Source organism: Stenotrophomonas sp. GW821-FHT09E08 (genome assembly GCF_059416125.1).
Genome location: NZ_JBWKOO010000013.1, coordinates 109981 through 133163, shown reverse-complemented (window position 1 = coordinate 133163; position 23183 = coordinate 109981). Strand labels below are relative to the sequence as shown.

15 protein-coding genes are annotated in these 23183 nt (G+C 62.4%); 12 read left to right on the top strand and 3 right to left on the bottom strand.

Annotated features, from left to right (window positions below):
• Nucleotides 1-178 precede the first annotated feature (178 nt).
• Nucleotides 179-1093, bottom strand: coding sequence for a hypothetical protein (locus AC07M7_RS16095; RefSeq protein WP_495207843.1), 915 nt, complete (start codon nt 1091-1093; stop codon nt 179-181).
• Nucleotides 1094-1452: 359 nt separating this feature from the next.
• Between AC07M7_RS16095 and AC07M7_RS16090 the strand changes: the two genes are divergently transcribed.
• The 4 genes from AC07M7_RS16090 (at nt 1453) to AC07M7_RS16075 (ending at nt 4110) form a co-directional block, all read left to right on the top strand.
• On the top strand, nt 1453-2466 hold the full coding sequence (locus AC07M7_RS16090; RefSeq protein WP_495207842.1) for a hypothetical protein: 1014 nt from the start codon (nt 1453-1455) through the stop codon (nt 2464-2466).
• Nucleotides 2467-2837: 371 nt separating this feature from the next.
• Nucleotides 2838-3509, top strand: a complete 672-nt coding sequence (locus AC07M7_RS16085) for a dienelactone hydrolase family protein (protein ID WP_253078232.1) — start codon at nt 2838-2840, stop codon at nt 3507-3509.
• On the top strand, nt 3506-3928 hold the full coding sequence (locus AC07M7_RS16080) for an HIT domain-containing protein (RefSeq protein WP_006381641.1): 423 nt from the start codon (nt 3506-3508) through the stop codon (nt 3926-3928). The genes AC07M7_RS16085 and AC07M7_RS16080 overlap by 4 nt, the downstream gene beginning before the upstream one ends.
• A gap of 14 nt (nt 3929-3942) precedes the next feature.
• Entirely contained in the window at nt 3943-4110 is a 168-nt protein-coding gene (locus AC07M7_RS16075; protein WP_046983580.1) for a LiaI-LiaF-like domain-containing protein, read from the top strand.
• A gap of 98 nt (nt 4111-4208) precedes the next feature.
• Here the strand turns inward: AC07M7_RS16075 and dcd are convergent, their stop codons facing one another.
• Nucleotides 4209-4781: a dCTP deaminase gene (gene dcd, locus AC07M7_RS16070; protein WP_012511735.1), complete on the bottom strand. Its 573-nt coding sequence runs from the start codon at nt 4779-4781 to the stop codon at nt 4209-4211.
• Nucleotides 4782-4861: 80 nt separating this feature from the next.
• Nucleotides 4862-5716 (bottom strand): iron-sulfur cluster carrier protein ApbC, encoded by an 855-nt coding sequence (apbC, locus tag AC07M7_RS16065; protein WP_049447715.1) that lies wholly within the window; start codon nt 5714-5716, stop codon nt 4862-4864.
• A 213-nt stretch (nt 5717-5929) separates the two neighbouring features.
• Between apbC and AC07M7_RS16060 the strand changes: the two genes are divergently transcribed.
• From AC07M7_RS16060 to AC07M7_RS16025, 8 genes are all read left to right on the top strand, one after another.
• Nucleotides 5930-8719, top strand: a complete 2790-nt coding sequence (locus AC07M7_RS16060; RefSeq protein WP_136639368.1) for a TonB-dependent receptor plug domain-containing protein — start codon at nt 5930-5932, stop codon at nt 8717-8719.
• A gap of 385 nt (nt 8720-9104) precedes the next feature.
• Nucleotides 9105-11912, top strand: a complete 2808-nt coding sequence (locus AC07M7_RS16055) for a TonB-dependent receptor domain-containing protein (RefSeq protein WP_253078233.1) — start codon at nt 9105-9107, stop codon at nt 11910-11912.
• Between the two features lie 357 nt (nt 11913-12269).
• The gene (locus tag AC07M7_RS16050; protein ID WP_253078234.1) at nt 12270-15086 is read left to right on the top strand and encodes a TonB-dependent receptor plug domain-containing protein; all 2817 of its coding nucleotides are present in this window, start codon (nt 12270-12272) and stop codon (nt 15084-15086) included.
• 84 nt (nt 15087-15170) lie between these two features.
• A complete protein-coding gene (locus AC07M7_RS16045) occupies nt 15171-17147 on the top strand; it encodes an alpha/beta hydrolase family protein (protein ID WP_495207841.1) in 1977 nt (658 codons plus the stop codon).
• Nucleotides 17148-17206: 59 nt separating this feature from the next.
• Nucleotides 17207-18019: an SEL1-like repeat protein gene (locus tag AC07M7_RS16040; RefSeq protein WP_253078236.1), complete on the top strand. Its 813-nt coding sequence runs from the start codon at nt 17207-17209 to the stop codon at nt 18017-18019.
• A gap of 178 nt (nt 18020-18197) precedes the next feature.
• Complete coding sequence (locus tag AC07M7_RS16035) at nt 18198-20300, top strand: M13 family metallopeptidase (RefSeq protein ID WP_428709601.1); 2103 nt, start codon at nt 18198-18200, stop codon at nt 20298-20300.
• A 203-nt stretch (nt 20301-20503) separates the two neighbouring features.
• Entirely contained in the window at nt 20504-22510 is a 2007-nt protein-coding gene (locus AC07M7_RS16030; protein ID WP_012511740.1) for a M13 family metallopeptidase, read from the top strand.
• Between the two features lie 123 nt (nt 22511-22633).
• The gene (locus tag AC07M7_RS16025) at nt 22634-23128 is read left to right on the top strand and encodes a VOC family protein (RefSeq protein WP_046983574.1); all 495 of its coding nucleotides are present in this window, start codon (nt 22634-22636) and stop codon (nt 23126-23128) included.
• Nucleotides 23129-23183 lie beyond the last annotated feature (55 nt).

Here is a 23183-nt window from a genome sequence, read left to right as displayed (position 1 = left end):
CTCGCCTGCTCAACCGCACCGCGCTTGAACTCGGCACTGAACTTCCTACGCTTTGACATGAACACTCCTCATGGCCTAAATCGGCCTTCTTGTAAGTGTCCGTGAAAACGGGGGTGAACCCGGTCCCCAGTCACCGCAGGTCTCGACGAGCGGTGAGCAGTCTGACTGTTTGCAACATTCAATGCGAAAGGACGAGACCGCTGGCACCGACTAGTCTTGGCGTGCAGGTATCGAGGACCGCGCCGTTCAATTCGACGACTTTGACAGCCGAGAGTATCTTGCCGGTCTTAGGATCAAAACCTTTGAGAATCAGACTGTCGCCATGGATGTCGGCTACGAAACTATCGGCCTGACATAGGCGGTATTTATAACTCCGTTCAACTCTGTAGCCCAGGCCAGCGAAGACAGCCACCGTCCAAAGCAAGAGAGCGATGCTGCCAACAGCTTTCCACGGAAAGCTCGATACAAACTGCTCAAAGTTGCCTACTAATGGCACGGCGCCAACAAGAGTCACACCCAAGCCCGGCTGCTGTTCATCACCGTCTATCTTGCTTCCGGCTGGGCCATCCGGGCGAGCTTCATACCCCGATTGCATAGCCCGCTCGTACGTTCTTACATGTACGGCGATGCGCTGAGCAGCGCGCCGCCCTTGATAGACCGTTGTGGCAGAGAGGAACACGGCGCCCACTGAAAGCAGTGCTTGCACATAGGCAGCAACAGCTTCAGAAGTCGCGGAAAACTTCGGCAGCGCTTGAAGCCAGAGCCCAACTGGCAGCGCCAGAAAGACTATAGTCGCCAAGATGGCAGCGAAGACTTTTTCGCCTCTTCCCTTGGCGGCGCTGTACTTCCAGATCCACAAGGTCAATCCGACCAGCGTTATCGACAGTGCTCCGACAACAACACCGCCAGCCAGAAGGCGATTCAGCGAAAGATCGATGAAATCGGGCGCCACTCTCAGAAAGTAGTAGCGCCCACGCTCGTATGCATAGACGCCGAGGAAAACCACTGCCGGCGCCAGAGCGACGATGTACGCATCCCTTCGATGAAGATCCAAGCTTCTTGCCCCTATTCGCGGGCCAACAACTTTACACATCGAGCCAGGTTTCCAGAAGACGGCCCGAGGAGCCACAAAGTCTATTTCACCCCGCGCTCGGGGCAGCCAAGGCCAATAAAGCCAACTTTCGGCGAAGTTGCCACGCTAGTCATTGAATTAAAAGAGTTTTTCATTCTTCATGGTGCCCAAGGCACTAGCGAACTGCGCAGGCATTCTACCTCGCGACCTGCACAAGCACCTTACACACGAGTTGAGCCTCGATAGGAAGGCCTTGGACTGCGATCAAATCCACTGCATCATTCGCTGCCTTCGCGTTGCGAGGACGCACAAATCGGGCAGGTCTCGCCCGATGACCAAGGAACGATCACAGGGGAATTTTTGCAATGAACTCGCCTCTCATGAACAGTCCCTCCCATGGGGGAGACATCACCGCAGCCGTGCCCAAGGATCACCTCCGCTCGCTTTTTTATCTATTCACGGGCAAGCCTGATTCGCGAATCAAGATCTTTAACTCACCCGTCGCCCTGCAGCCCAGCGACCTCCTGGAGCTAAACTCGTCAGTAAACGAGAAGCTCAAGACCCATCACATCGACGTCAATGTCACATCCGCGAAAATTGGGTATGACGCTTCGCAGTTCGCGGAATTTTCAACATGGGCGGAGTTCGAAGGACACCGCTGGACCGAGTCGGAAAAGATTCAAGAAATCGTTGTCAAGTGGGACTTTCTTGTCAACATGCGGGACTACGCCGCCCCGCAGAGACACACTCTACTCCTGCGTATCTCCAGAGATATTAAGCCATCTCAAATATTCCACATGCTAGGCGCCGGGAACGCGGATGAGCTCGACAAGCTAGACGAAATCGCCGCACCAGCCTTCTGCCGAGTTGACTTCATCAATGCGCAACTCAGCCGCGAGCTGATTGCACTTGTCGAGGACTGGTACAAGGGCCGCCCCCAGCCAAGACTGATCAACCCGACACTCTATTCGGTGAAACAGTATAGAAACGGAATCGCGACATTCGTTGATCAATGGCTGCTTCTATCCTGGGCGCTGCTAGTCGCCTCGCTCTTGTACTGGGGGTTTGGTGCAGAAAAAATTCCTTCGACCATAGCAGCAGGCGCCATTGCAACGCTATTGGCAATTTACTCGCTTTCCCCAGCCGCCAAACTCTCTCACAAGCTTGCAAGCAAGGTCTATACAACGCTTTCCGCTGTTGAGGGGCGAAAAGTCGTTTTCAATTTCACCGCAGGCGACCGAAAGCACGCCGCGGAAACTGAAGATGATAATAAAAGGCAAGGCTGGAAATTTGTTCGGATGGTGGCGCTCAACATCGGTCTCAACATCGTCGCTACGATCATCTACACAGTATTGTTCACGGGCACTGGAAGCGGAGCGACAGTCGGCGGTTAACGATAAAGGGCGACTGCTTTGACCCTCAAACGAGGGCACCCACTATGGGCGCCCTCCTCTATCAATGCCGGCTCCACCAATCTGTGCTTGAGCGTATAAAGTATAGGGATCGATGCCTTCGGGCAGCCAAGGCTGACGAAGCCAACTTTGGGGTTCAGCTGGGGCATGGAATCGCGGGACTCTGGGGGCTTGGGCCCCTGCCGTCGTGGCAGGGGTTCCTGGGGGCCGGGGCCTGAAAGGGCGCCAGTATACCGGGGTTGGCGGCCGCGCTCTGAATGGCCAGCCGCCTGATCACGCACAGCCGCTGACACCGCGCTAACCCGCGCAGCACCGACAATGCAGTCCGGTTCCCCACAACGAGGTAGATGACGATGGCCGAGTGGATCACCCTGGATACGCATCATGGCCCTGTCCGCGCCTGGCAGGCCCTGCCCGAGGGCACCCCGCGCGGCGGGCTGGTGGTGGTGCAGGAAATCTTCGGCGCCAACCCGCACATCCGCAGCGTGGCCGAGCGCTTTGCCGCCGAAGGCTATGCGGTGCTGGCGCCGTCGTTCTTCGACCTGGTCGATGGCGCTGATGCCGATCCGGACGCCCTGCCCTACGACGCCGACGGCGTGAAGCAGGGCCTGGAGCGGGTGACCGCTCTGGGCATGGAGAAGGCACTGGAGGTGGTCCGTGCCGCAGCGACCCGGCTGGCCCCTTACGGCAAGGTCGGCACGGTCGGTTACTGCTGGGGCGGCAGCGTCGCCCTGCTGTCCGCGCTGCGCCTGGGCCTGCCTTCGGTCAGCTACTACGGTGCTCGCAACGTCCAGTTCCTCGATGAGACGCCAAAAGCCCCGGTGATCTTCCACTTCGGCGCCCAGGACAAGAGCATCCCGCCGGAAGCCATCCAGGCCCATCGCCAGAAGCTGCCGCAGATGGCCACCTACGTCTATCCGGCCGATCACGCCTTCAACCGGGAGGTCGGACATGCGTATGATCCAGACAGCGCCACCCTGGCGCTGCAACGCACCCTGGACTTCTTCTCGGAGCATCTTGGATGAGCGATTTCGAACTCGATTCACGCCTGGCCACCGATAGCGTGCTGGTGGCGGAAGGACCGTTGTCGCAAGTGCGGCTGATGAACGACGAACGATTCCCCTGGCTGGTACTGGTACCGCGCCTGGCCGGGGTGACCGAGTGGATCGAGCTGGACGGCGAGCAGCAGGACAAGCTGCGCACAGAGCTCAACCGCGCCTGCAAGGCCCTGCACGGTTCCGACGGGGTGGAGAAGATCAACATCGGCGCGCTGGGCAACATCGTGCGCCAGCTGCACTTCCACGTGATCGGCCGCCACGACGGCGATCCGGCCTGGCCGGGACCGGTCTGGGGCAGCGGTCCAGCGCACCGCTACGAGCCGGCGGCGCTGGACCAGCATGTCGCCTACTGGAAGGAACGGCTAGGATATCCGGCCCAGTCCTGAGCCGTTGCCGACCGATGCGATTCAACCTCGTTGCCGCCGTCCTGCTGATCCTGGTCGGGCTGTTCATGCTCGCCAGCAACCTGGGCTGGACCCACCTGAACCTGTCCAAGCTGCTGCTGACCTGGTGGCCGGTGGCGCTGGTCGGCGTCGGTATCGCGATGCTGTTCGGTCGCGGGAAATAAGGTAGCGCCGGGCCCTGCCCGGCGAAAGCAGCGCGCGGCCGCACAAACGGAAACGCCGGGCATGGCCCGGCGCTACCGATACGCGCTGACGCAGGCAGTCAGGTACGTGGCAAGGTCACGCCGGTCTGGCCCTGGTACTTGCCACCACGATCGCGGTACGACGTTTCGCAGACGTCATCGGCTGCGGCCTGGAAGAACAGCATCTGCGCCACGCCTTCGTTGGCGTAGATGCGCGCCGGCAGCGGCGTGGTGTTGCTGAATTCCAGGGTCACGTGGCCTTCCCATTCCGGCTCCAGCGGGGTCACGTTGACGATGATGCCGCAGCGCGCGTAGGTGCTCTTGCCCAGGCACACCACCAGGGTGTCGCGCGGAATGCGGAAGTACTCGACCGTGCGTGCCAGCGCGAAGCTGTTCGGCGGAATGATGCACTCGTCACCGACGATGTCGACGAAGCTGCCCGGGTCGAAATGCTTGGGATCGACGATCGTCGAGTTGATGTTGGTGAACACCTTGAACTCGCGCGAGCAGCGCACGTCATAGCCGTAGCTGGAGGTGCCGTAGCTGACGATGCGCTCGCCGTTGGCCTGCTTGACCTGCCCGGCCTCGAACGGCTCGATCATGCCGTGCTGCTCGGACATGCGGCGGATCCAACGGTCACTCTTGATGCTCATGCTTTGTCCTGGGGAATACGAGGGGGCGCAAGGATTCTAGCAGGGGGCCGGGCATCGTCGCCGGCCCCTGCCCCCGTCCCTTACAGCAGCGACGACAGGATCGGGATCGAGGCGCGCGGGCGCTTGCCCACTTCCTCGATCAGGCGCTGTGCGGCATGACGATAGGCCTGCGCCGGTACCGAGTCCGGCTGGGCGACGGTGATGGGTGTCCCGGCATCGCCCTGCTCGCGGATGCCGATCTGCAGCGGCAGCGAACCCAGCAGCGGCACGCCGTACTGCGCGGCCATGCGCTCGCCACCGCCCTCCCCGAACAGGTGCTCGACATGGCCGCAGTTGCTGCAGGTATGCACTGCCATGTTCTCGACGATGCCCAGTACCGGCACCTCGACCTTCTCGAACATCTTCAGCGCCTTCTTCGCATCCAGGGTGGCGATGTCCTGCGGCGTGGTGACGATCACCGCCCCGGCCAACGGGATCTTCTGGGTCAGGGTCAGCTGGATGTCACCGGTACCCGGCGGCAGATCGATCAGCAGGAAGTCCAGGTCGTCCCACAGGGTGTCGTTGAACAGCTGGGTCATCGCCGAGGTGGCCATCGGACCGCGCCAGATCATCGGCGTGTCCTCTTCGATCAGATAGCCGATCGACATGGTGTCCACGCCGAATGCGCGCAGTGGCTCGATGCTCTTGTTGTCGGGGCTTTCCGGGCGACCGGACAGACCCAGCATGGCCGGCACGCTCGGGCCGTAGATGTCTGCATCGAGCACGCCGACGCGCGCGCCCAACTGTTGCAGCGCCACGGCCAGGTTGACCGACGTGGTCGACTTGCCGACACCGCCCTTGCCCGAGCCGACCGCGATCACGTTGCGGATGCGGGCATGCGGCGTCAGTCCCTTCTGGACCTGGCTGGCATGGGGACGGCGGGGAGAACTGTTCACAACGAGCACCGGCGGGGTCAGGGGTAATAACCCAACATCATACAAGCTGGACGCAACCTGACTGAAATTCAGGGTTGCTACAGATTCGTGCACAGATTGTTAAGTTCATGTTACGTTCGCAGAGCACTGTTTTGGGCTGCGAAGCTGGCTTTCCAGCGCGCACGATGGCGCATGCGCAGTGCCGATTTTGTTTTTGCTCTCCAATGGAACTACATGAAATACGTAAGCAACACCGCACGTCGCAATACGCTCGCCGTCGCCCTGATTTCCGCTCTGATGGCCGCCTCCCCGGCAATGGCCCAGGACAAGGCGACCAACCTGGACAAGATCACCGTCACAGGTTCGCTGATCCCGCAGACCCAGGTTGAAACCCAGACCCCGGTGATGTCCATCACCGCACAAGACATCCAGACCCGCGGCTTCAGCAGTGTTGCTGAAGTGCTGCAGCAGTCGTCGCTGACCACCGGCGGCCTGCAGGGCGGCCAGACCTCGGGTTCGTTCACCCAGGGCGCCGAGGCAGCCGGCATGTTCGGCCTGAATCCGGGCTACACCAAGTACCTGATCAACGGCCGCCCGATGCTCTCGTATCCGGCGCTGTACAACGGCAGCGAAACCTTCAACAACATCAGCGGCATTCCGATCGACATCGTCGAGCGCATCGAAGTGCTGCCGGGCGGCCAGTCCTCGCTGTACGGCTCGGACGCGATCGCCGGTGTGGTCAACATCATCCTGAAGGAGCGCATGGACGGCGGCACCATGACCCTCCGTGGCGGCACCTACACTGAAGGCGGTGGCAGCAACATCCGCTTCAGCGCTGCCAAGGGCATCAATGCCTTCGATGACCGCTTCCATGCACTGTTCAACGTGCAGATCGAGAACGGCAGCCCGATCTGGGGCTACCAGCGCGACATCACCCGCCAGAACAACCCGGTCGGCTACACCGCCCAGGTTCCGTCGAACGACTTCGCCGTCATCACCAACGCTGACAACAAGCTGCTGATGATGGATCCGAGCCGTTGCGCCAACGTGGCAGGGCTGTATGACGGCACCACCGTGGTCGGCCAGCGCCCGTCGGGCGAGTCCTGCGGTTCGGTGTACAGCGCCGGCTACAAGACCCTGAAGAACGGCAAGAACAGCGGCCAGTTCTACTCGTCGATGACCTTTGACGTGAACGACAACTTCCAGCTGTTCGCCGACGTGCTGTACAGCAAGGAAAAGACCGAGTTCACCTCCGGCTCCAGCGCCCTCTGGTGGGGCACCAAGTCGGTCATGGGCGGCTTCTACGACCAGGGCCTGGGCAAGGTCGTGAACCTGCAGCGTGCCTTCGCGCCGGAAGAAATCGGCCCGGGCCACTACAACAACATCATGAACTCCGACGAAAGCCGTGCCTACCAGGTCACCCTGGGTGGCAAGGGCATGGTCGGCGACTGGGACTACAGCGCCAGCTTCACCCGTGGCGAGTACCGCCTGGACCAGAACCGCTTCGTGCGCTGGAAGGACAAGATCGAAGATTTCTTCGGCCAGACCGTGCTGGGCCCGCGCCTGGGCACCTCGGCTGGCGGCTTCGGCATCTACAACCCGGACTACGCGGCCTTCTACTCGCCGATCACTCCGGACCAGTTCGCCAGCTTCACCGGCTACGGTACCCACCGCAGCAAGACCTGGCAGAACCTGGGCCGCGTGCAGGTGACCAACGGCTCGCTGTTCAGCCTGCCGGGCGGTGACGCCGGCCTGGCCGTCGTGCTGGAAGGTGGCAGCGAAGGTTGGGACTACTCGCCGGACCAGGCGTTCGTCGATGGCAATGTGTGGGGCACCACCGCCGTCGCCGGTGCCGGCCACCGCAGCAACTACGCGGTCACCAGCGAGCTGCGCATGCCGCTGCACGACAAGCTGACCGTCAGCGCGTCGGGCCGCTATGACGCCTTCAAGATCGCCGACAAGACCGTCGACAAGGCCACCTACAGCATCGGCCTGGAATTCCGTCCGATCGAGAGCCTGCTGCTGCGCGGCAAGTACGGTACCGCCTTCCGCGCACCGACCCTGTCCGATGCCTTCCAGGGCATGAGCGGTTCGTACTCGTCCGGCCAGAACGATTACTACCGCTGCAGCCAGCTGGGCTATGGCCTGCGTGATGAGGCCTGCTCGTTCTACAAGAACACCTCGGTGTACAGCGAAAAGTCCGGCAACCCGGACCTGAAGCCGATCACCGCCGATGTGTGGAGCGCAGGTGTGGTGTGGGCCCCGGTCAGCAACTTCTCGCTGTCGGCCGACTACTACAACTGGAAGATCAAGAACGAGGTCAAGACTCTCAGCAGCGACCAGCTGCTGCTGGCCGAGTACCAGTGCCACAACGGCCTGCCGAACAACACCTCGGCCAGCTGCGGTGACGTGACCAACTGGGTGTCCCGCGATGCCGGTGGCAACCTGACCCGCGTGTACACGCCGAAGCTCAACGTTGCCAGCCAGAACCTGGAAGCGGTGACCGTGGCGGCCAAGTACCAGCAGGATATCGGCCGCTTCGGCTCGCTGATGTTCTCCGGCAACTACACCAACATGCTGAAGCGTGAAGTGCAGCCGATGCCGGGTGCCGCCAAGCTGGATCTGCTGAGCGATCCGTACAACATGTGGTACTACGACAACTTCGCCAAGGTCCGCGGCGATCTGTCGGTGGCGTGGAACATCGCCAAGTTCACCACCACCGTGTACGCCAACTACGTCGGCAGCACCCCGAACTACCTGGCCTACACCGGCCGCAGCTACGGCTATGTCCACTCCTCCGGCGCCAAGGCCGGCAAGTGGGGTTCGTACACCACGTACAACCTGAGCATGAACTATCAGGCACAGGAAGATCTGGTCCTGTCGCTGATGGTCAACAACGTGTTCAACAAGCTGCCGGAAGGCCAGCGCTACAACTACCCGGGCAACGAATCGACCCCGTTCAACGACGGCTTCTACAGCGTCTACGGCCGTCAGATCTCGGCCCAGGTCAAGTACAACTTCTGATCCCGTCGTTTTCCGGACTTCGTGTCTGGACCAGGCCCCGCTTCGGCGGGGCCTTTTTTTTGCTCGCAGAAGGCGGTCGAGCGGCCGCGATCCAGGCAACGGACATCGGCGTCGCAGCTAGCGCAACCCATTGATGCAGAAGCGTTGCGTGCAGTACGAAAGGATCCACCGCACATTGCCATGTTTTGAAACACACCAAAACAATGGTCGTTAGTCACTGATTTCAGGGAAGTTTTCAACTCATAGGCCGCTTGAGGAGATGACGGTTGCGTGTTGAACGCGTTAAACGCGTGTTACGGTCCAACTGAATGGAATGCAACTGAACAGATTGTTAAACCGGCAAGGAGGCCGGTCGCCAAGACATTGCTCACTACGGGGATTCACCATGTCTCGCCATCGTTCCACACTCCCACGCCACCCACTGACCCTCGCCCTGCTCGGCACCCTCCTCGCCTCGGGCACCGCCCTGGCACAGAGCGGCAACGCGCCGACCCAGCTCGACCGTGTCACCGTCACCGGCTCGCTGATTCCGCAGACCGAGATCGAGAACCACACACCGGTCCTGACCGTGACCGCCGAGGACATCCAGACCCGAGGCTTCACCAGCGTCGCCGACGTACTGCAGCAGTCCTCGCTGTCCACCGGCGGCCTGCAGGGTGGCCAGACTTCGGCTTCGTTCACCCAGGGCGCAGAAGCGGCCGGCATGTTCGGCCTCAGCCCGGGCTATACCAAATACCTGATCAATGGCCGCCCGATGCTTTCGTATCCGGCGCTGTACAACGGCGGCGATACGTTCAACAACATCAGCGGCATTCCGATCGACATCGTCGAGCGCATCGAGATCCTGCCGGGTGGCCAGTCCTCCCTTTACGGTTCGGACGCGATCGCCGGCGTGGTCAACATCATCCTCAAGGAACGCATGGATGGTGGCGTCCTCAACGTACGTGGCGGCGCCTACAGTGAAGGCGGCGGCAACAGCTTCCGCCTCAGCGGCGCCCGCGGCTTCAATGGCGTCGATGATCGCTTCCATGCCCTGGTCAACGTGCAGTACGAAAAGACCAGCCCGATCTGGGGTTACCAGCGTGACCTGACCAAGGTCAACAATCCCGACGGCTACAGCCCGCAGTACGTCTCCAACGACTTCCTGGTGCTGTTGCCGGCTGCCAACAACGCCTACGCCATGATGGACCCGAACCTGTGCGCCAATGTGGCCGGGCAGTTCGATGGCACCACCGTGCTCGGCACCCGGCCCACCGGCCAGGCATGTGGCTCGACCTATGGCACCGGCTACAAGACCATCAAGAACGGCAAGGAAAGCGCGCAGATCTACAGCTCTGCCACCTTCGACGTGAATGACAACTTCCAGCTGTTCGGCGATGCGCTGTACAGCCTGGAAGAGGTCAAGTACGCGACGGGTTCCGGCTACACCTGGTGGGGCACCTCGTCCGGTTGGGGCCGTTTCTACGACCAGGCAAGTGGCCAATACATGAACCTGCAGCGCGTGTTCGCTCCGGAGGACATCGGCGGCGGTGGCTACCGTGACATCATGAACACCGACCGCAACAAGGCCTACCAGGTAACGCTGGGTGGGCGCGGCACGGCCGGCAACTGGGACTACAGCCTCAGCTTCACCCGCGGCGAGTACAAGCTGACCGAGCGCAACTTCGTGCGCTGGAACGACCCGATCAACGACTACTTCGAGCAGCGCGTGCTGGGCCCGGTACTGGGCACCACCAGCACCGGCTACGACATCTACAGCCCGAACTGGGAAGCGTTCTACTCACCGTTGCCGTCTGGCGACTTCCAGAGCTTCACCGGTTACAGCTACAGCGAAAGCCGTACCTGGCAGAACCTGGCCCGTGCGCAGGTCACCAACGGTTCGCTGTTCAAGCTGCCGGGTGGCGACGCCGGCCTGGCCGTGGTCGTTGAAGGCGGCAGCGAAGGCTGGGACTACAGCCCTGATCCGGGCCTGATGGATGGCAGCGTGTGGGGCACCACGGCGGTTTCCGGTGCCGGCCACCGCAGCAACTACGCAGTGACCGGTGAACTGCGCCTGCCGCTGCATGACACGCTGACCGTCACCGGCTCCGGCCGCTACGACGCCTTCAAGATCGGCAGCAACACCGTCGACAAGTCCACCTACAGCATCGGCATCGAGTTCCGTCCGATCGAAAGCCTGCTGTTCCGCGGCAAGTACGGCACGGCGTTCCGCGCTCCGACCCTGTCCGACGCATTCCAGGGCCGTAGCGGCTACTACGCCAACGGCTCCACCGACTACTACCGTTGCGGCCAGTTGGGCTACGACCCGGCCAATACCACCGGCTGTCCGTATGACAGCGTCTCGGTGTTCGGCACCCGCGCCGGCAATCCGGACCTGGAACCGATCACCGCCGACGTCTGGAATGCAGGTGTTGTGTGGGCACCGATCAACAACCTGTCGCTGTCGGTGGACTACTACAACTGGAAGATCAAGAACGAGGTCGATACGCTCAGCTCCGACCAGCTGCTGCTGGCCGAGTACTACTGCCGTGGCGGCCAGGCTAACAACACCTCGGCCAGCTGCCAGAACGTCAACGACTGGATCACCCGCGATGCGTCCGGCGTGCTGGACGAGATCTACACGCCGAAGATGAACGTCGCGCGCCAGAACCTGGAAGCGCTGACCGCCAGCTTCAAGTACGTGCACGACATGGGCCGCTTCGGTTCGCTTCAGTTCTCGGGCAACTACACCGACATGCTCAAGCGCGAACTGCAGCCGCAGCCGGGCGATGAGTTCCTGGACCTGCTGCGTGACCCGTACGCGATGTGGGTGTACGACTCGTACGCCAAGGTGCGCGCCGATGGTTCGGTCGGCTGGGCCAAGGACAAGTGGACCACCACCCTGTACGCCAACTACATCGGCAAGACGCCGAACTACATGGCGTACGTGGGCAATGGCTACGACTACGTCCACAGCTCCGGCTACAAGGCAGGCAAGTGGGGCTCCTACACCACTTACAACCTGAGCGTGAACTACCGTGCGCTGGACAACCTGACCCTGTCGCTGATGGTCAACAACGTGTTCAACAAGATGCCGGACAACCAGCGCTTCAGCTTCGCCGGCACCAGCGGCCAGCCGTACAACAACTACCTGTACAACGCCTACGGGCGTGCGATCTATGTGCAGGCCAAGTACGAGTTCGGCGGCAAGTAAGCAGAAGATTGTCGGCTTCCAACAGACCCCGCCCAGGCGGGGTCTTTTTTTTTGGGCTGCCAACCCGCGAATCCGAACCCGCACCAGCATACGGCTAAGTTCATATTTTATTTTTATAAATCAAATAGTTGCCTCAAACTCAAGAATTACGAAAGCCCTTTGGATCACGACTTCATGACGCGCACATGAACACTTGACTGCATCAGTTAAGCTCGTGTTAATCTCAAGTCGCAGGCATGTGAAGCCGGCAGCAAGGATCGGGATCAACCGTCTCAAGGGGCACAGGGATGTCAGGCACGGGCACAGCACCCGGCCGGCGCCAGGTGCGAATGGAATGAATTCAAGGGGATTTCAGTCATGACGCATCGGAAGCTGCTCAGCCGCAACCCGCTGAGCTTCGCACTGGCTTCGGCACTGGTTGTTTCGTTGGCCACTCCGGCCTTCGCCCAGAACGCTGGTGAGCAGAGCCAGGGCGCCACCCGCCAGAACACTACCCAGCTCGACAAGGTCACGGTCACCGGCTCGCGCATCAAGCGCGCCGAAGTCGAAGGCCCGGCACCGGTCGTGGTGGTCACCTCCCAGGACATCGAGAAACAAGGGTTCAACACGGTCTATGACGCGCTGAACACCCTGAGCCAGTTCACCGGCTCGGTGCAGAACGAAATGGTCGCCGGTGGCTTCACTCAGAACGCCAACTTCCTGAACCTGCGCGGTCTCGGACCTGGCTATCAGCTGGTGCTGATCAACGGCCGACGCGCCGCTGACTATCCGCTGCCGTACAACAGCCAGTCCAACGCCGTGAACCTGGCCAACATTCCAGCCGCAGCAATCGACCGCATCGAAATCCTGTCTGGTGGCGCCTCGGCGATCTACGGTTCGGACGCAGTCGCCGGCGTGGTCAACGTGATCATGAAGACCAACTTCGACGGTGACACCGTCACCGTGCGTGGCGGCACCACCACCCGCGGCGGTGGCGACTCCGGCCGCCTGCAATGGGTTGGCGGCAAGACAGGCAGCAACTGGAGCGTGACCTACGCCTTCGAGGCCATGGAACGCGAGGCGATCTACGCCAGCCAGCGCGACTTCATGGATTCCTACCGCGACGATCCCTCGGTGGATCCAGCCGATGCAACTGCGATCGAAGGCGTGCGCTTCACGGTCAACCGTGGCACCGGCGCGATCCGCGAATGGCCTGCCCCCGGTCTGAAGGAAATCTGCGGCCGATTCCCTGAGTTCGAAACCTTCAAGTCCGCACCGAGCGCCCCCGACGTCAACCGCTGTGGCTACTTCGGCTATCCGGCAACGCAGACGGTGCGCAACTCGGACAGCTCGCAGTCCGGCTACCTGTATGGCACCTTCGACTTCAGCAACGGCATCCAGGCCTGGGGCCAGTTGAGCGCGACCCAGTCGAAGGCGAAGATCGCCAGCGCCACCCGCTTCATCCAGAGCGGCGGTACGCTGGGCATCACCAGCCACTACGATCCGCAGTTCGGCGGTACGGTGGGCAACATCAACCGCTTCTTCACCCCCAGTGAAGTCGGCAGCGAGGGCGCACGCAACAACTACACCGAGAAATCCTATGACGTCGCCTTCGGCCTGCGCGGCAACATCGCACAGCGTTTCGACTGGGATGCCACAGTGTCGCACTCGAACTACACCGCGGACCAGAAGTTCAACTGGCCGGTCGCCAGCCGCGTGCGTGATTTCTTCTTCGGGCCGCGCCTGGGTACGCGTCCCAACGGATTGCCGATCTATCGCCTGAATGTCGACCGCCTGCTCAATCCGCTGACTCCCGAGCAGATCGCGGCGTTCAGCGAGACCTATTCCAGCACCGCCGAGTCTCAGTCCTCGCAAGCGACCTTCACCCTCAGCGGCGACCTGTTCGAGCTGCCAGCGGGTCCGCTGGCCATGGCTGCCGTTCTGGAAGGCGCGCATCAGAAGTACGACATCTCCCCCGATTTCCGCATGCGCCAGGACTACACCGGCACCGATGCACCGATGGGCCGCACCGCCACAGGCGGCGGCGGCAAGCGCAGCCGCTATGCGGCCGGCCTTGAGTTCAGCGTCCCGATCTTCAGCACGTTCAAGGCCAATCTGGCCGGCCGTTATGACAAATACGACGATGCCAGCTCGGTCGATGCAGCGTCCACCTGGATGGCGGGCCTTGAATGGCGCCCGTTCGAGAGCCTGTTGCTGCGTGGTTCGCACTCCACCAGCTTCCGCGCACCAGACATGCACTACATCTTCGCCCAGCCGTCCGGCTTCTTCCTCAACAACGTGACCGATGAGTACCTGTGCCGCCGTGATGGCCTGAACCCGCTGGACACCAGCCAGTGCGGCCTGGGCACCAACTACAACTATTCCATCCAGGGCGACCGACAAGGTAACCGCAACCTGAAGGAAGAGACTGGCAAGTCGACCACCGTCGGCTTCGTCTGGGACGTGATGGACCAGATGTCGTTGAGCGTGGACTACTACAACATCAAGCTGGAAGGCGCGGTCAAGGATATTTCCTTCGGCTACCTGATGCGCAACGAAGCCGACTGCCGCCTGGGACGGACCCGTGACGGTGCAGCGGTCGACGGCACCTCGGCAGGCTGCGACTACTTCCGCAGCCTGGTTGGCCGTGAGGGCATCAATCCGGTTCTGGGCGAAGATGAGCGGATCGTCGACTACCACTCGGTGCCGTTCAATCAGGCAACCCAGCGCACCTCGGGCCTGGACGTGGCATGGAAGTACAGGATCGATACCGACCGCTGGGGTGACTTCGACCTGGGCCTGAACTGGACCCATGTGCTGAAGCTGGAAGACAAGGAGTTCCCGGGCAGCCCGACCCGAAACGTGCGCGACCACAAGCAGTTCTTCAACTTCCGCAGCCGTATCAACTGGAGCGCGGCGTGGGAGCGTGACGACTGGGCAGCCAGCGTGTATGGCTATCGCTGGGGCTCGCTGCCGAACTGGGGCGAGACCGCTCGCATCGGTTCGTACGTGATCTGGAATGCCAACGTACAGAAGAAGATCACCAACAAGGCCACCGTCGGCTTCTATGTGAACAATGTGTTCGACACATTGCGGCCCAAGGACAAGACCTTCAACGAGTACCCGTACTTCTGGTACGCCTACAGTGCAGTCGGCCGCGAGATCTTCGTGCAGTTCGAGTACAAGCTGAACTGATCGCCCTCTGCCGCATCGAAGAGCCCGGCCCTGCCGGGCTCTTCGCTTTGCAGCGTATTTGCCTCATTTCCACGGAGATTGTGTATGAAGCATCTGTTGTCCCTGCTTGCGGTGGCCATCACGGCGGTGGTTCCGGCCGCTCATGCCGCCGCGCCACAACAGGCCATCAAGGATTTCGTCGGCCATGCGTCCTACGGTACGGTCAAGATCTCGCCTACCGGGGAGTACCTGGCGATCACCGTCGACCAGGGGGACCAGGACGTACTGACTGTCATCCGCACCAGCGATCTCAAGCCCGTCAAGGTCAATGCCCTGCCGGACAAGAAGAGCATCGGTTCGTTCTACTGGACCAGCCCAGACCGCCTCCTGTTCAACGCAGTCAAGAAGCTCGGCGGCTATGCGTCACCGATGCCGACCGGTGAGTGGTATGCAGTGAATGCGGACGGCAGCCAGCCCCGGCCATTGATCTACTACGGTAGCCGTGACGCCACCCAGCGCGGCAAGGAAGTAAGCGGTGAGCGTTTCGCCCTGCTGGATACGCTGAAGAGCGACGACCAGAACGTCATCATGCAGGTCACCTCGGCACGATCGTCTGAAGGCGGGAACACCGAAGTGGTGCGCATGGACACCATCAGTGGACGCCGCACGTCGCTGGGCCGCGCCCCAAAGGAAAACTGCAGCATCGCGCTGGATGCAGCCAAGGAACCGCGCTTCGCCATATGCAGTTCCAGCCGTAACGAAGAGGGCGAGTATGAGGAGCGCAGCGAGCTGTACCGTCGCGACGGCGCCAATTGGACCCTGCTCAATGCCTCCAAGAGTGAAGGCAAGCACTTGGACGTGATCACCACCACCAACAATGGCACCGTCTACGCAACCGAGAACGACGGCAAGGTGCCCGCAGCAGTGGGTACCCTCGATACCGCCACCGGTGCGTTCAAGCCTCTGTTCCAGGATCCTGTCGCCGAGGTCTCCAACTACATCTGGTCCACCGACGAAAGCACGCTGATCGGTGTAGTCACCGAAGCTGCCGCACCGGCGGTCAAGCTGATCGACGAATCCCATCCAGACGCAGATCTCTATGCGTCGCTGGCAGCGGCCTTCGAAGGCCAGATGGTGGATTTCTCCAGCTACACCAAGGATGGCCGCAAGATCATCGTCAGCGTTTACAGCGATAACAATCCCGGCGAGCTGTACCTCTATGACCGCGACAACGGCAAGGCCCGCTTCCTGATGTCACGGCGGCCACAGCTCGACAAGAAGAACATGGCCTCGATCAAGCCGTTCAGCATAACCACGCGCGATGGTCGCAAGGTGTTCGGTTATCTGACACTGCCCAACGGTTCCAACGGCAAGGGACTGCCCCTGATCGTCAATCCGCATGGCGGTCCGATCGGTCCACGGGACAACTGGGGGTTCAACCCCGAAGCACAGCTGTTCGCCAATCGCGGCTACGCTACGCTGCAGGTCAACTTCCGTGGTTCCTCCGGATACGGCAAAGCCTTCGAGGATGCGGGCCACCGGCAGTGGGACCAGGGTATCCAGAACGACATTCTTGAAGCCACACATTGGGCGATCGACAACGGCTATGCCAACCGTGACCGCATCTGCATCTATGGTGGCAGCTTCGGAGGCTATTCGTCGCTGATGGCGCCGATCCGCGAGCCTGGTCTGTTCAAGTGCGCCTTTGGCTACGTGGGCGTGTACGACGTGGACATGCTGTTCAAGAAGGGCGACATCCCGCAGCGCGACTCGGGCCTGCGCTACCTGCGTCGCACTCATGGCACTGAACGCGCCGATTGGAACCGCGCCTCGCCTGCCCTGCGCGCGTCGGAAGTGAAGATCCCGGTGTATCTGGCCGCAGGCGCGCGCGATGTGCGAGCGGTGCCGGAGCAGACGGAAGTAATGGCCAAGGCGCTGACGTCCGCCGGCAACCCACCCGAGGGTGTGATCATCCAAAGCGGTGAGATGCACGGCTTCTACGGTGAAGAGGCACGGGTGAACCTGTACACGGAAATGCTCAAGTTCTTTGACCGCCACATCGGCACCGCCAGCAACCGCTGATGGCACGCCACTGGGCGGGCACCGCCCGCCCAGCCTTTTCACGCAGACGGACAATGCACATGAAATACCCGCAATGGATGGCGCACGGAGCCCTGCTGGCTGGACTGCTGCTGTCCAGCATTGCCTCAGGTGCCAGGCCGGCACCACCGGATCCGACCCAGGATAGGCTGATGGTCACGGCGGGCTTCCTCAACGGCCATCCGGACCTCCGTTTCCGCCTGTTGGCACTGGAAAAGTACAAGGCCGGAAACCGCGCCGACGCGATGCGCTTCTTCCAGTACGCCTCGCAGTACGCCGACAAGCCATCACAGGCGATGGTGGCGGAAATGCTGTGGAATGGTGACGGAACCCCCAAGGACCGTGCGCTCGCCTACGCCTGGATGGACCTGGCAGCGGAGCGCGGCTACGCCGGTTTTCTGGAACTGCGCGAGCGGTACTGGCAGCAGTTGAATGGCGATGAACGGGAGCGCGCCCTGCAGGAGGGGGAAGCGATCTACGCCCGCTATGGCGACACCGCCGCCAAGCCGCGCATCGCCGCCGTACTGCGCCGTGAACGGCGTTCGACCACCGGCAGCCGAACCGGTTTCACCGGAAGCCTGCGCATTCTCGTGCCCGGGGCGGCTGGCCCCCAGGAAATCGATGGTTCCAAGTTCTACGATGATCGCTATTGGGATCCAGCGCTCTACCAGGCCTGGCACGACTCGGTATGGAAGAAGCCACGCATCGCATCGGTCAACGTAGGTGGCATCGAGCAGATAGACAAGGACACCGTGACATCGCGCATTCAAGAGGTGGCGCCGGAGCCGGATGTCCCCGAACCGGACGTCGACGGCGAAATGCCAGCATTGCAGGATGGGCCGGCCAGACCCTGATGTGTTGATACCCGTCAGACCCGGCTTTTGCCGGGTCTGTCTTTTCCGGGCAAGGCAGCGGCCCTTGCGCTCGGCCATGACCTTCGACACCCTTGCAGGGCAGGCCGGCGGCGTATCGTTCGGCCCACGGCCGTCCCCGCGGCCCTTCCCTGACTCACTCGGCCTGGAGGCCATTCAAGTGACCCGTACTCCCAAGATCGTGCTGCTGACCCTGGCCGTTTCGGCCGCGCTGGTCGGCTGCGGCAAGAACGAAACCCCGGCCAAGGACGCCACCGCCTCCACGCCGGCTACCACCGAAGCCACCAACTACACGCTGGACGAAAGCAAGCTGCCGGCCTACAACGCCTTCCAGCCGAGCGATCTGGACACCAGCAAGGACGCCTGCGGCGCGTTCGGCGACTACGTCAACAGCAAGTGGCTGGCGGCCAATGAAATTCCGGGCGACCGCACCAGCTGGGGCGCGTTCACCATCCTCGACGAGCGTTCGGTCGCCGTGCAGCACCAGCTGGCTGAACAGGTGGCGCAGGTCAAGAACCCTAACCACATCGAGAAGATCGTCGGCGACCTCTGGGCCACCGGCATGGACGAAGCCAAGATCAACGCGCAGGGCATCGAGCCGCTGAAGGCCGACCTGACCGCGATCGACGGCCTGCAGGACAAGGCGGCCATCGCCAACTACCTGCGTACCAGCGCCGCCAAGGGTGACAACATCCTGTTCGGCTTCGGCGCCGAAGCTGACTTCAAGAACTCGGCCGTGAACATGGCCTACGCCAGCCAGGGCGGCCTGGGTCTGCCGGACACCACCTACTACACCGATGCCAAGAACGCGGACAAGCTGAAGGCCTACCAGGCGCACGTCGCCAAGGTGCTGGAACTGTCCGGCGTCGCCGCGGCCGACGCCGCCAAGCAGGCCGAAGAAGTGGTCAAGTTCGAAACCCGACTGGCCAAGGCCTCCAAGTCGCGCGTCGAGCTGTCGCGCAACGTTGAGCTGTTCTACAACCCGGTCACTCTGGCCGACGCCGACAAGCTGACCCCGAACTTCAACTGGACCGAGTTCTTCAAGTCGCAGGGCGTTGCCGCGCCGGAGAAGTTCTCGCTGGCCATGCCGGCCTTCCATGAAGAAGTGAGCAAGGCGCTGGGCGATACCGATCCGTCGGTGTGGCGTGCCTACCTGCGCTTCCACACCGTGGACAGCGCTTCGCCGTACCTGGCCGACGCCTTCGTGCAGGAGAACTACGAGTTCTACGGCAAGACCCTCAATGGCCAGAAGGAACAGAAGCCGCGCTGGAAGCGCGTGCTGGGCACCATCGAGAACGATGCCGGCGAAGCCTTCGGCCAGCTGTACGTGAAGGTGGCCTTCTCGCCGGAAGCCAAGGCGAAGATGGAAGAGCTGGTGAAGAACCTGGCGGCTTCGCTGAAGGAACGCATCCAGGGCTTGAGCTGGATGAGCGAGGAAACCAAGGCCAAGGCCATCGCCAAGTGGGAAACCTTTACCCCGAAGATCGGCTACCCGGACAAGTGGCGTGACTGGTCGGGCCTGCAGACCCAGCGCGACAGCTTCCTGGGCAATGTGCGCGCCGCCAGCGAATTCAACTACAAGTTCAACCTGTCCAAGATCGGCAAGCCGGTGGACAAGACCGAGTGGGGCATGACCCCGCAGACGGTCAATGCCTACTACAACCCGCTGCAGAACGAGATCGTGTTCCCGGCTGCCATCCTGCAGCCGCCGTTCTTCGATCCGAAGGCCGACGACGCGCTGAACTACGGCGGCATCGGTGCGGTGATCGGCCATGAAATGACCCACGGTTACGACGACCAGGGCGCGCGCTTCGGGCCGACCGGCAACATGGAAGACTGGTGGACCCCGGCCGACAAGAAGAACTTCGAAGGCCTGACCGGCAAGCTGGTCAAGCAGTTCGACCAGTACAAGGTCGACGGCCAGGCGGTGAACGGCCACCTGACCCTGGGCGAGAACATCGCCGATCTGGGTGGCCTTGCCACCGCCTACGATGCCCTGCAGAAGGCCACCGCCGGCAAGGAAGATGCGAAGGTCGACGGCTTCACCCGCGACCAGCGCTTCTTCTTCAACTGGGCCACCGTGTGGCGCACCAAGTACACCCCGGAGAACGCCAAGGTCCGCCTGGCCACCGATCCGCACGCCCCGGCGCAGTTCCGTGCCATGGGTGCGCCGTCGAACCTGCCGACCTTCGCCGCTGCGTTCCAGTGCAAGGCCGGTTCGCCGATGGTCCGCGCCGGCGAACAGCAGGTGGTGATCTGGTAAGCCCTGGCTCATGCCAAGGTAGACCTGCAGAGGCCCGGGAATTCCCGGGCCTCTGCTTTTGGCGGCGCATTGCATGTCATCCACGCATGGCCTGGATCTACTGATGCCGGTGACCCGCGAACAGGGCGTGACGCCTGCATGCCGCGTCGATCCACAGCTTGCTATAGTGCGCGCGCCCTCAATCCATCACGGATTCGTTCCACATGCCCAATTTCCGTCCGCTTGCCATCGCCCTGGGCATCAGCCTGGCGACCCTGGTCCCGACCCACGATGCATTCGCCGCCAAGAAAAAGGCCGCGCGCGCCCCGGCTGTCAGCGCCCAGTGCAGCGACTTCTACGACGCCACCAATGCAGGCTGGCTGAAGGCCAACCCGGTACCGCAGACCGGCGCCATCACCGCGCTGGGCCAGCTGGTCGACCGCAGCCGCCAGCAGCAGCGCGAACTGCTCGACGCGGCGATGAAGTCGCCGCAGGGCAACGTGCAGAAGCTGCTGGGTGATTTCTGGGCCAGTGGCCTGGACGAAGCGGCCGTGGAAGCGGACGGTTCCAACCCGATCGCACCGCTGCTGACCCGCATCAACGCGATCAAGAAGGCCAAGGATGTACCGGCCTCGATCGCGGCACTGCACCAGGTCGGCATCCCGGTGGCCTTCAACTTCGGCCCGGACGTCGACCTGAAGGCACTTGACCGCCATATCGGCTACTTCATGCAGGGCGGCATGGGCTTGCCGGATCCGGCGTTCTATACCCGTACCGATGCCGACACCGTGGCCCTGATGGGGCGCTACCGCAACTACGTCAAGCAGATCCTGGCGCTGACCGGCACCCCGGCCGCCAAGCTGGATGCCGAGTCGCAGGCGGTGATCGCGCTGGAAACCGAGCTGGCACGCAATGCGCAGTCGCTGGCCGGCATCAACAACCCGTTCAACAACTACGCGCCGATCTCCACCAAGGAGCTCAACAGCCGCTACCGCAACCTGCAGCTGGACGCTTTCCTGAAGGCACAGGGCGTGGATGACGACCTGGTCTCGCTGGCCGACCCGGGCCTGTTCAAGCAGCTCGACGGCATGGTCACCAAGCTCAAGCCGGACCAGTGGAAGGCCTACCTGCGCTGGCGCGTGGGCGACTCGATGGCGCCGTACCTGTCCAAGGCCTACCGCGACGCCGAGTTCGAATTCCGCGGCCGCGTGCTGCGTGGCGAGACCCTGCCGCCGCAGCGTTGGGAAGACGTGCTCGATGCGATCAACGTGGCCGCTGGCCCGATGGTCGGTCGCGAATACGCCGCCCGTTACCTGTCGGCCGAAGACCGTCGCCAGGCGGCGTGGATCGTCGACAAGGTCCGTGAAGTGCAGATCGAAGCGGTCAAGAACAGCAGCTGGATGAGCGCCGAGGCCAAGACCGAAGCGCAGGCCAAGCTGGCCGCGCTGAAGATCGAGATCGGCACCCCGCTGCGCGACCTCGACTACAGCGTGCAGCCGATGGGCCGAGGCTCGTTCGGCGGCAACATGCTGATCGCTTCGACCTGGCGCCATCGCGAGGAAATGAAGCGCATCGGCAAGGGCAACGCCGACCGTCGCTGGGACGTGCTGCCGCAGCAGCCGTCGCTGGCCTACGACCTGGCCCAGAACCGCCTGATCGTCACCGCCGCGATCCTGCAGGGCCCGGTGTTCAACGCCAAGGCCGACGCCGCCGATAAGTTCGGCAGCTTCGGTGGCCTGGTTGGCCACGAACTGACCCGTGCGATCGATGCCAAGGGTGCGCTGGTCGACGCCAAGGGCGAGTTGCGCAGCTGGTGGACCCCGGCCGACAAGACGGCCTGGACCCTGCTCGGCAACCGCGTGGCCGCGCAGTACGGCAGCTATGATTTCCCGGGCGTGAAGGGTGCCAAGGTCAACGGCACGCTGACCCAGGAAGAGAACCTGGCCGACATCGCCGGCCTGGAGCTGGCCTGGGCGGCTTATCTCGCACAGGAGCCGAAGGCCAAGCAGGCACAGCAGCAGGGCTTCTTCCGCGCCTGGTCGGCGCTGTGGGCACAGCAGCTGTCGCCGAACGAAGCCGTGCGCCGCCTGACCGCCGACATCCGTGCGCCGGGCCTGTGGCGCAGCAACGGCACGCTGGCCAACCTGCCGGCATTTGGCGCCACCTTCAGCTGCAAGGCCGGCCAGCCGATGCAGCGCAGCGAAGCCGAGCAGATCAAGGTCTGGCGCTGAGCCAACTGCCGCACCGGTAATGCAGAGGGCGCCTTCGGGCGCCCTTTTTTGCGGGTGCAGCACGATCCCGGGTTAACACCGGGCGTGCTATCGCTGCGGCTTCGTCCATCGCGGAGCCCCGACATGGCACACAAGAATACGATCTGTGTCTGGTACGACAACGGCGCGCTCGAGGCCGCCACCTTCTACGCCAGCCTCCTGCCCGACAGCGCGGTGACCGCCGTGCATCACGCCCCCGGTGACTATCCCGACGGCAAGGAAGGCAATGTGCTGACGGTCGAGTTCACGGTCTGTGGTGTTCCCTGTGTCGGCCTCAACGGCGGCACCGCGTTCAAGCACAGCGAAGCGTTCTCCTTCCAGATCCAGACCGAGGACCAGGCCGAGACCGACCGCCTGTGGAATGCGATCGTCGGCAACGGCGGACAGGAGAGCCAATGCGGCTGGTGCAAGGACCGCTGGGGCATCTCCTGGCAGATCAGCCCGCGCATGCTGATCGAAGCGGTAACCAGCAAGGACAAGGCACTGGCCAAGCGCGCCTTCAACGCGATGATGCCGATGAAGAAGATCGACATCGCCACCATCGAAGCGGCAATCAAAAAAGGGGACGGAGGGGATTAAGTCGTTTCTGCCCCTGTCCTGTGCTCAGATGCAGATTGCGACTTAACTCCCTCCG

What these genes read in the sequence shown, in the direction of transcription:
- AC07M7_RS16090 (WP_495207842.1), top strand. Translation starts at nt 1,453, where the DNA reads ATGAACAGTCCCTCCCATGGGGGAGACATCACCGCAGCCGTGCCCAAG.
- AC07M7_RS16040 (WP_253078236.1), top strand. Translation starts at nt 17,207, where the DNA reads ATGAAATACCCGCAATGGATGGCGCACGGAGCCCTGCTGGCTGGACTG.
- AC07M7_RS16030 (WP_012511740.1), top strand. Translation starts at nt 20,504, where the DNA reads ATGCCCAATTTCCGTCCGCTTGCCATCGCCCTGGGCATCAGCCTGGCG.
- AC07M7_RS16080 (WP_006381641.1), top strand. Translation starts at nt 3,506, where the DNA reads ATGAGCGATTTCGAACTCGATTCACGCCTGGCCACCGATAGCGTGCTG.
- AC07M7_RS16075 (WP_046983580.1), top strand. Translation starts at nt 3,943, where the DNA reads ATGCGATTCAACCTCGTTGCCGCCGTCCTGCTGATCCTGGTCGGGCTG.
- AC07M7_RS16025 (WP_046983574.1), top strand. Translation starts at nt 22,634, where the DNA reads ATGGCACACAAGAATACGATCTGTGTCTGGTACGACAACGGCGCGCTC.
- dcd (WP_012511735.1), bottom strand. Translation starts at nt 4,781, where the DNA reads ATGAGCATCAAGAGTGACCGTTGGATCCGCCGCATGTCCGAGCAGCAC.
- AC07M7_RS16045 (WP_495207841.1), top strand. Translation starts at nt 15,171, where the DNA reads ATGAAGCATCTGTTGTCCCTGCTTGCGGTGGCCATCACGGCGGTGGTT.
- AC07M7_RS16060 (WP_136639368.1), top strand. Translation starts at nt 5,930, where the DNA reads ATGAAATACGTAAGCAACACCGCACGTCGCAATACGCTCGCCGTCGCC.
- AC07M7_RS16095 (WP_495207843.1), bottom strand. Translation starts at nt 1,093, where the DNA reads ATGTGTAAAGTTGTTGGCCCGCGAATAGGGGCAAGAAGCTTGGATCTT.
- AC07M7_RS16050 (WP_253078234.1), top strand. Translation starts at nt 12,270, where the DNA reads ATGACGCATCGGAAGCTGCTCAGCCGCAACCCGCTGAGCTTCGCACTG.
- AC07M7_RS16055 (WP_253078233.1), top strand. Translation starts at nt 9,105, where the DNA reads ATGTCTCGCCATCGTTCCACACTCCCACGCCACCCACTGACCCTCGCC.
- AC07M7_RS16085 (WP_253078232.1), top strand. Translation starts at nt 2,838, where the DNA reads ATGGCCGAGTGGATCACCCTGGATACGCATCATGGCCCTGTCCGCGCC.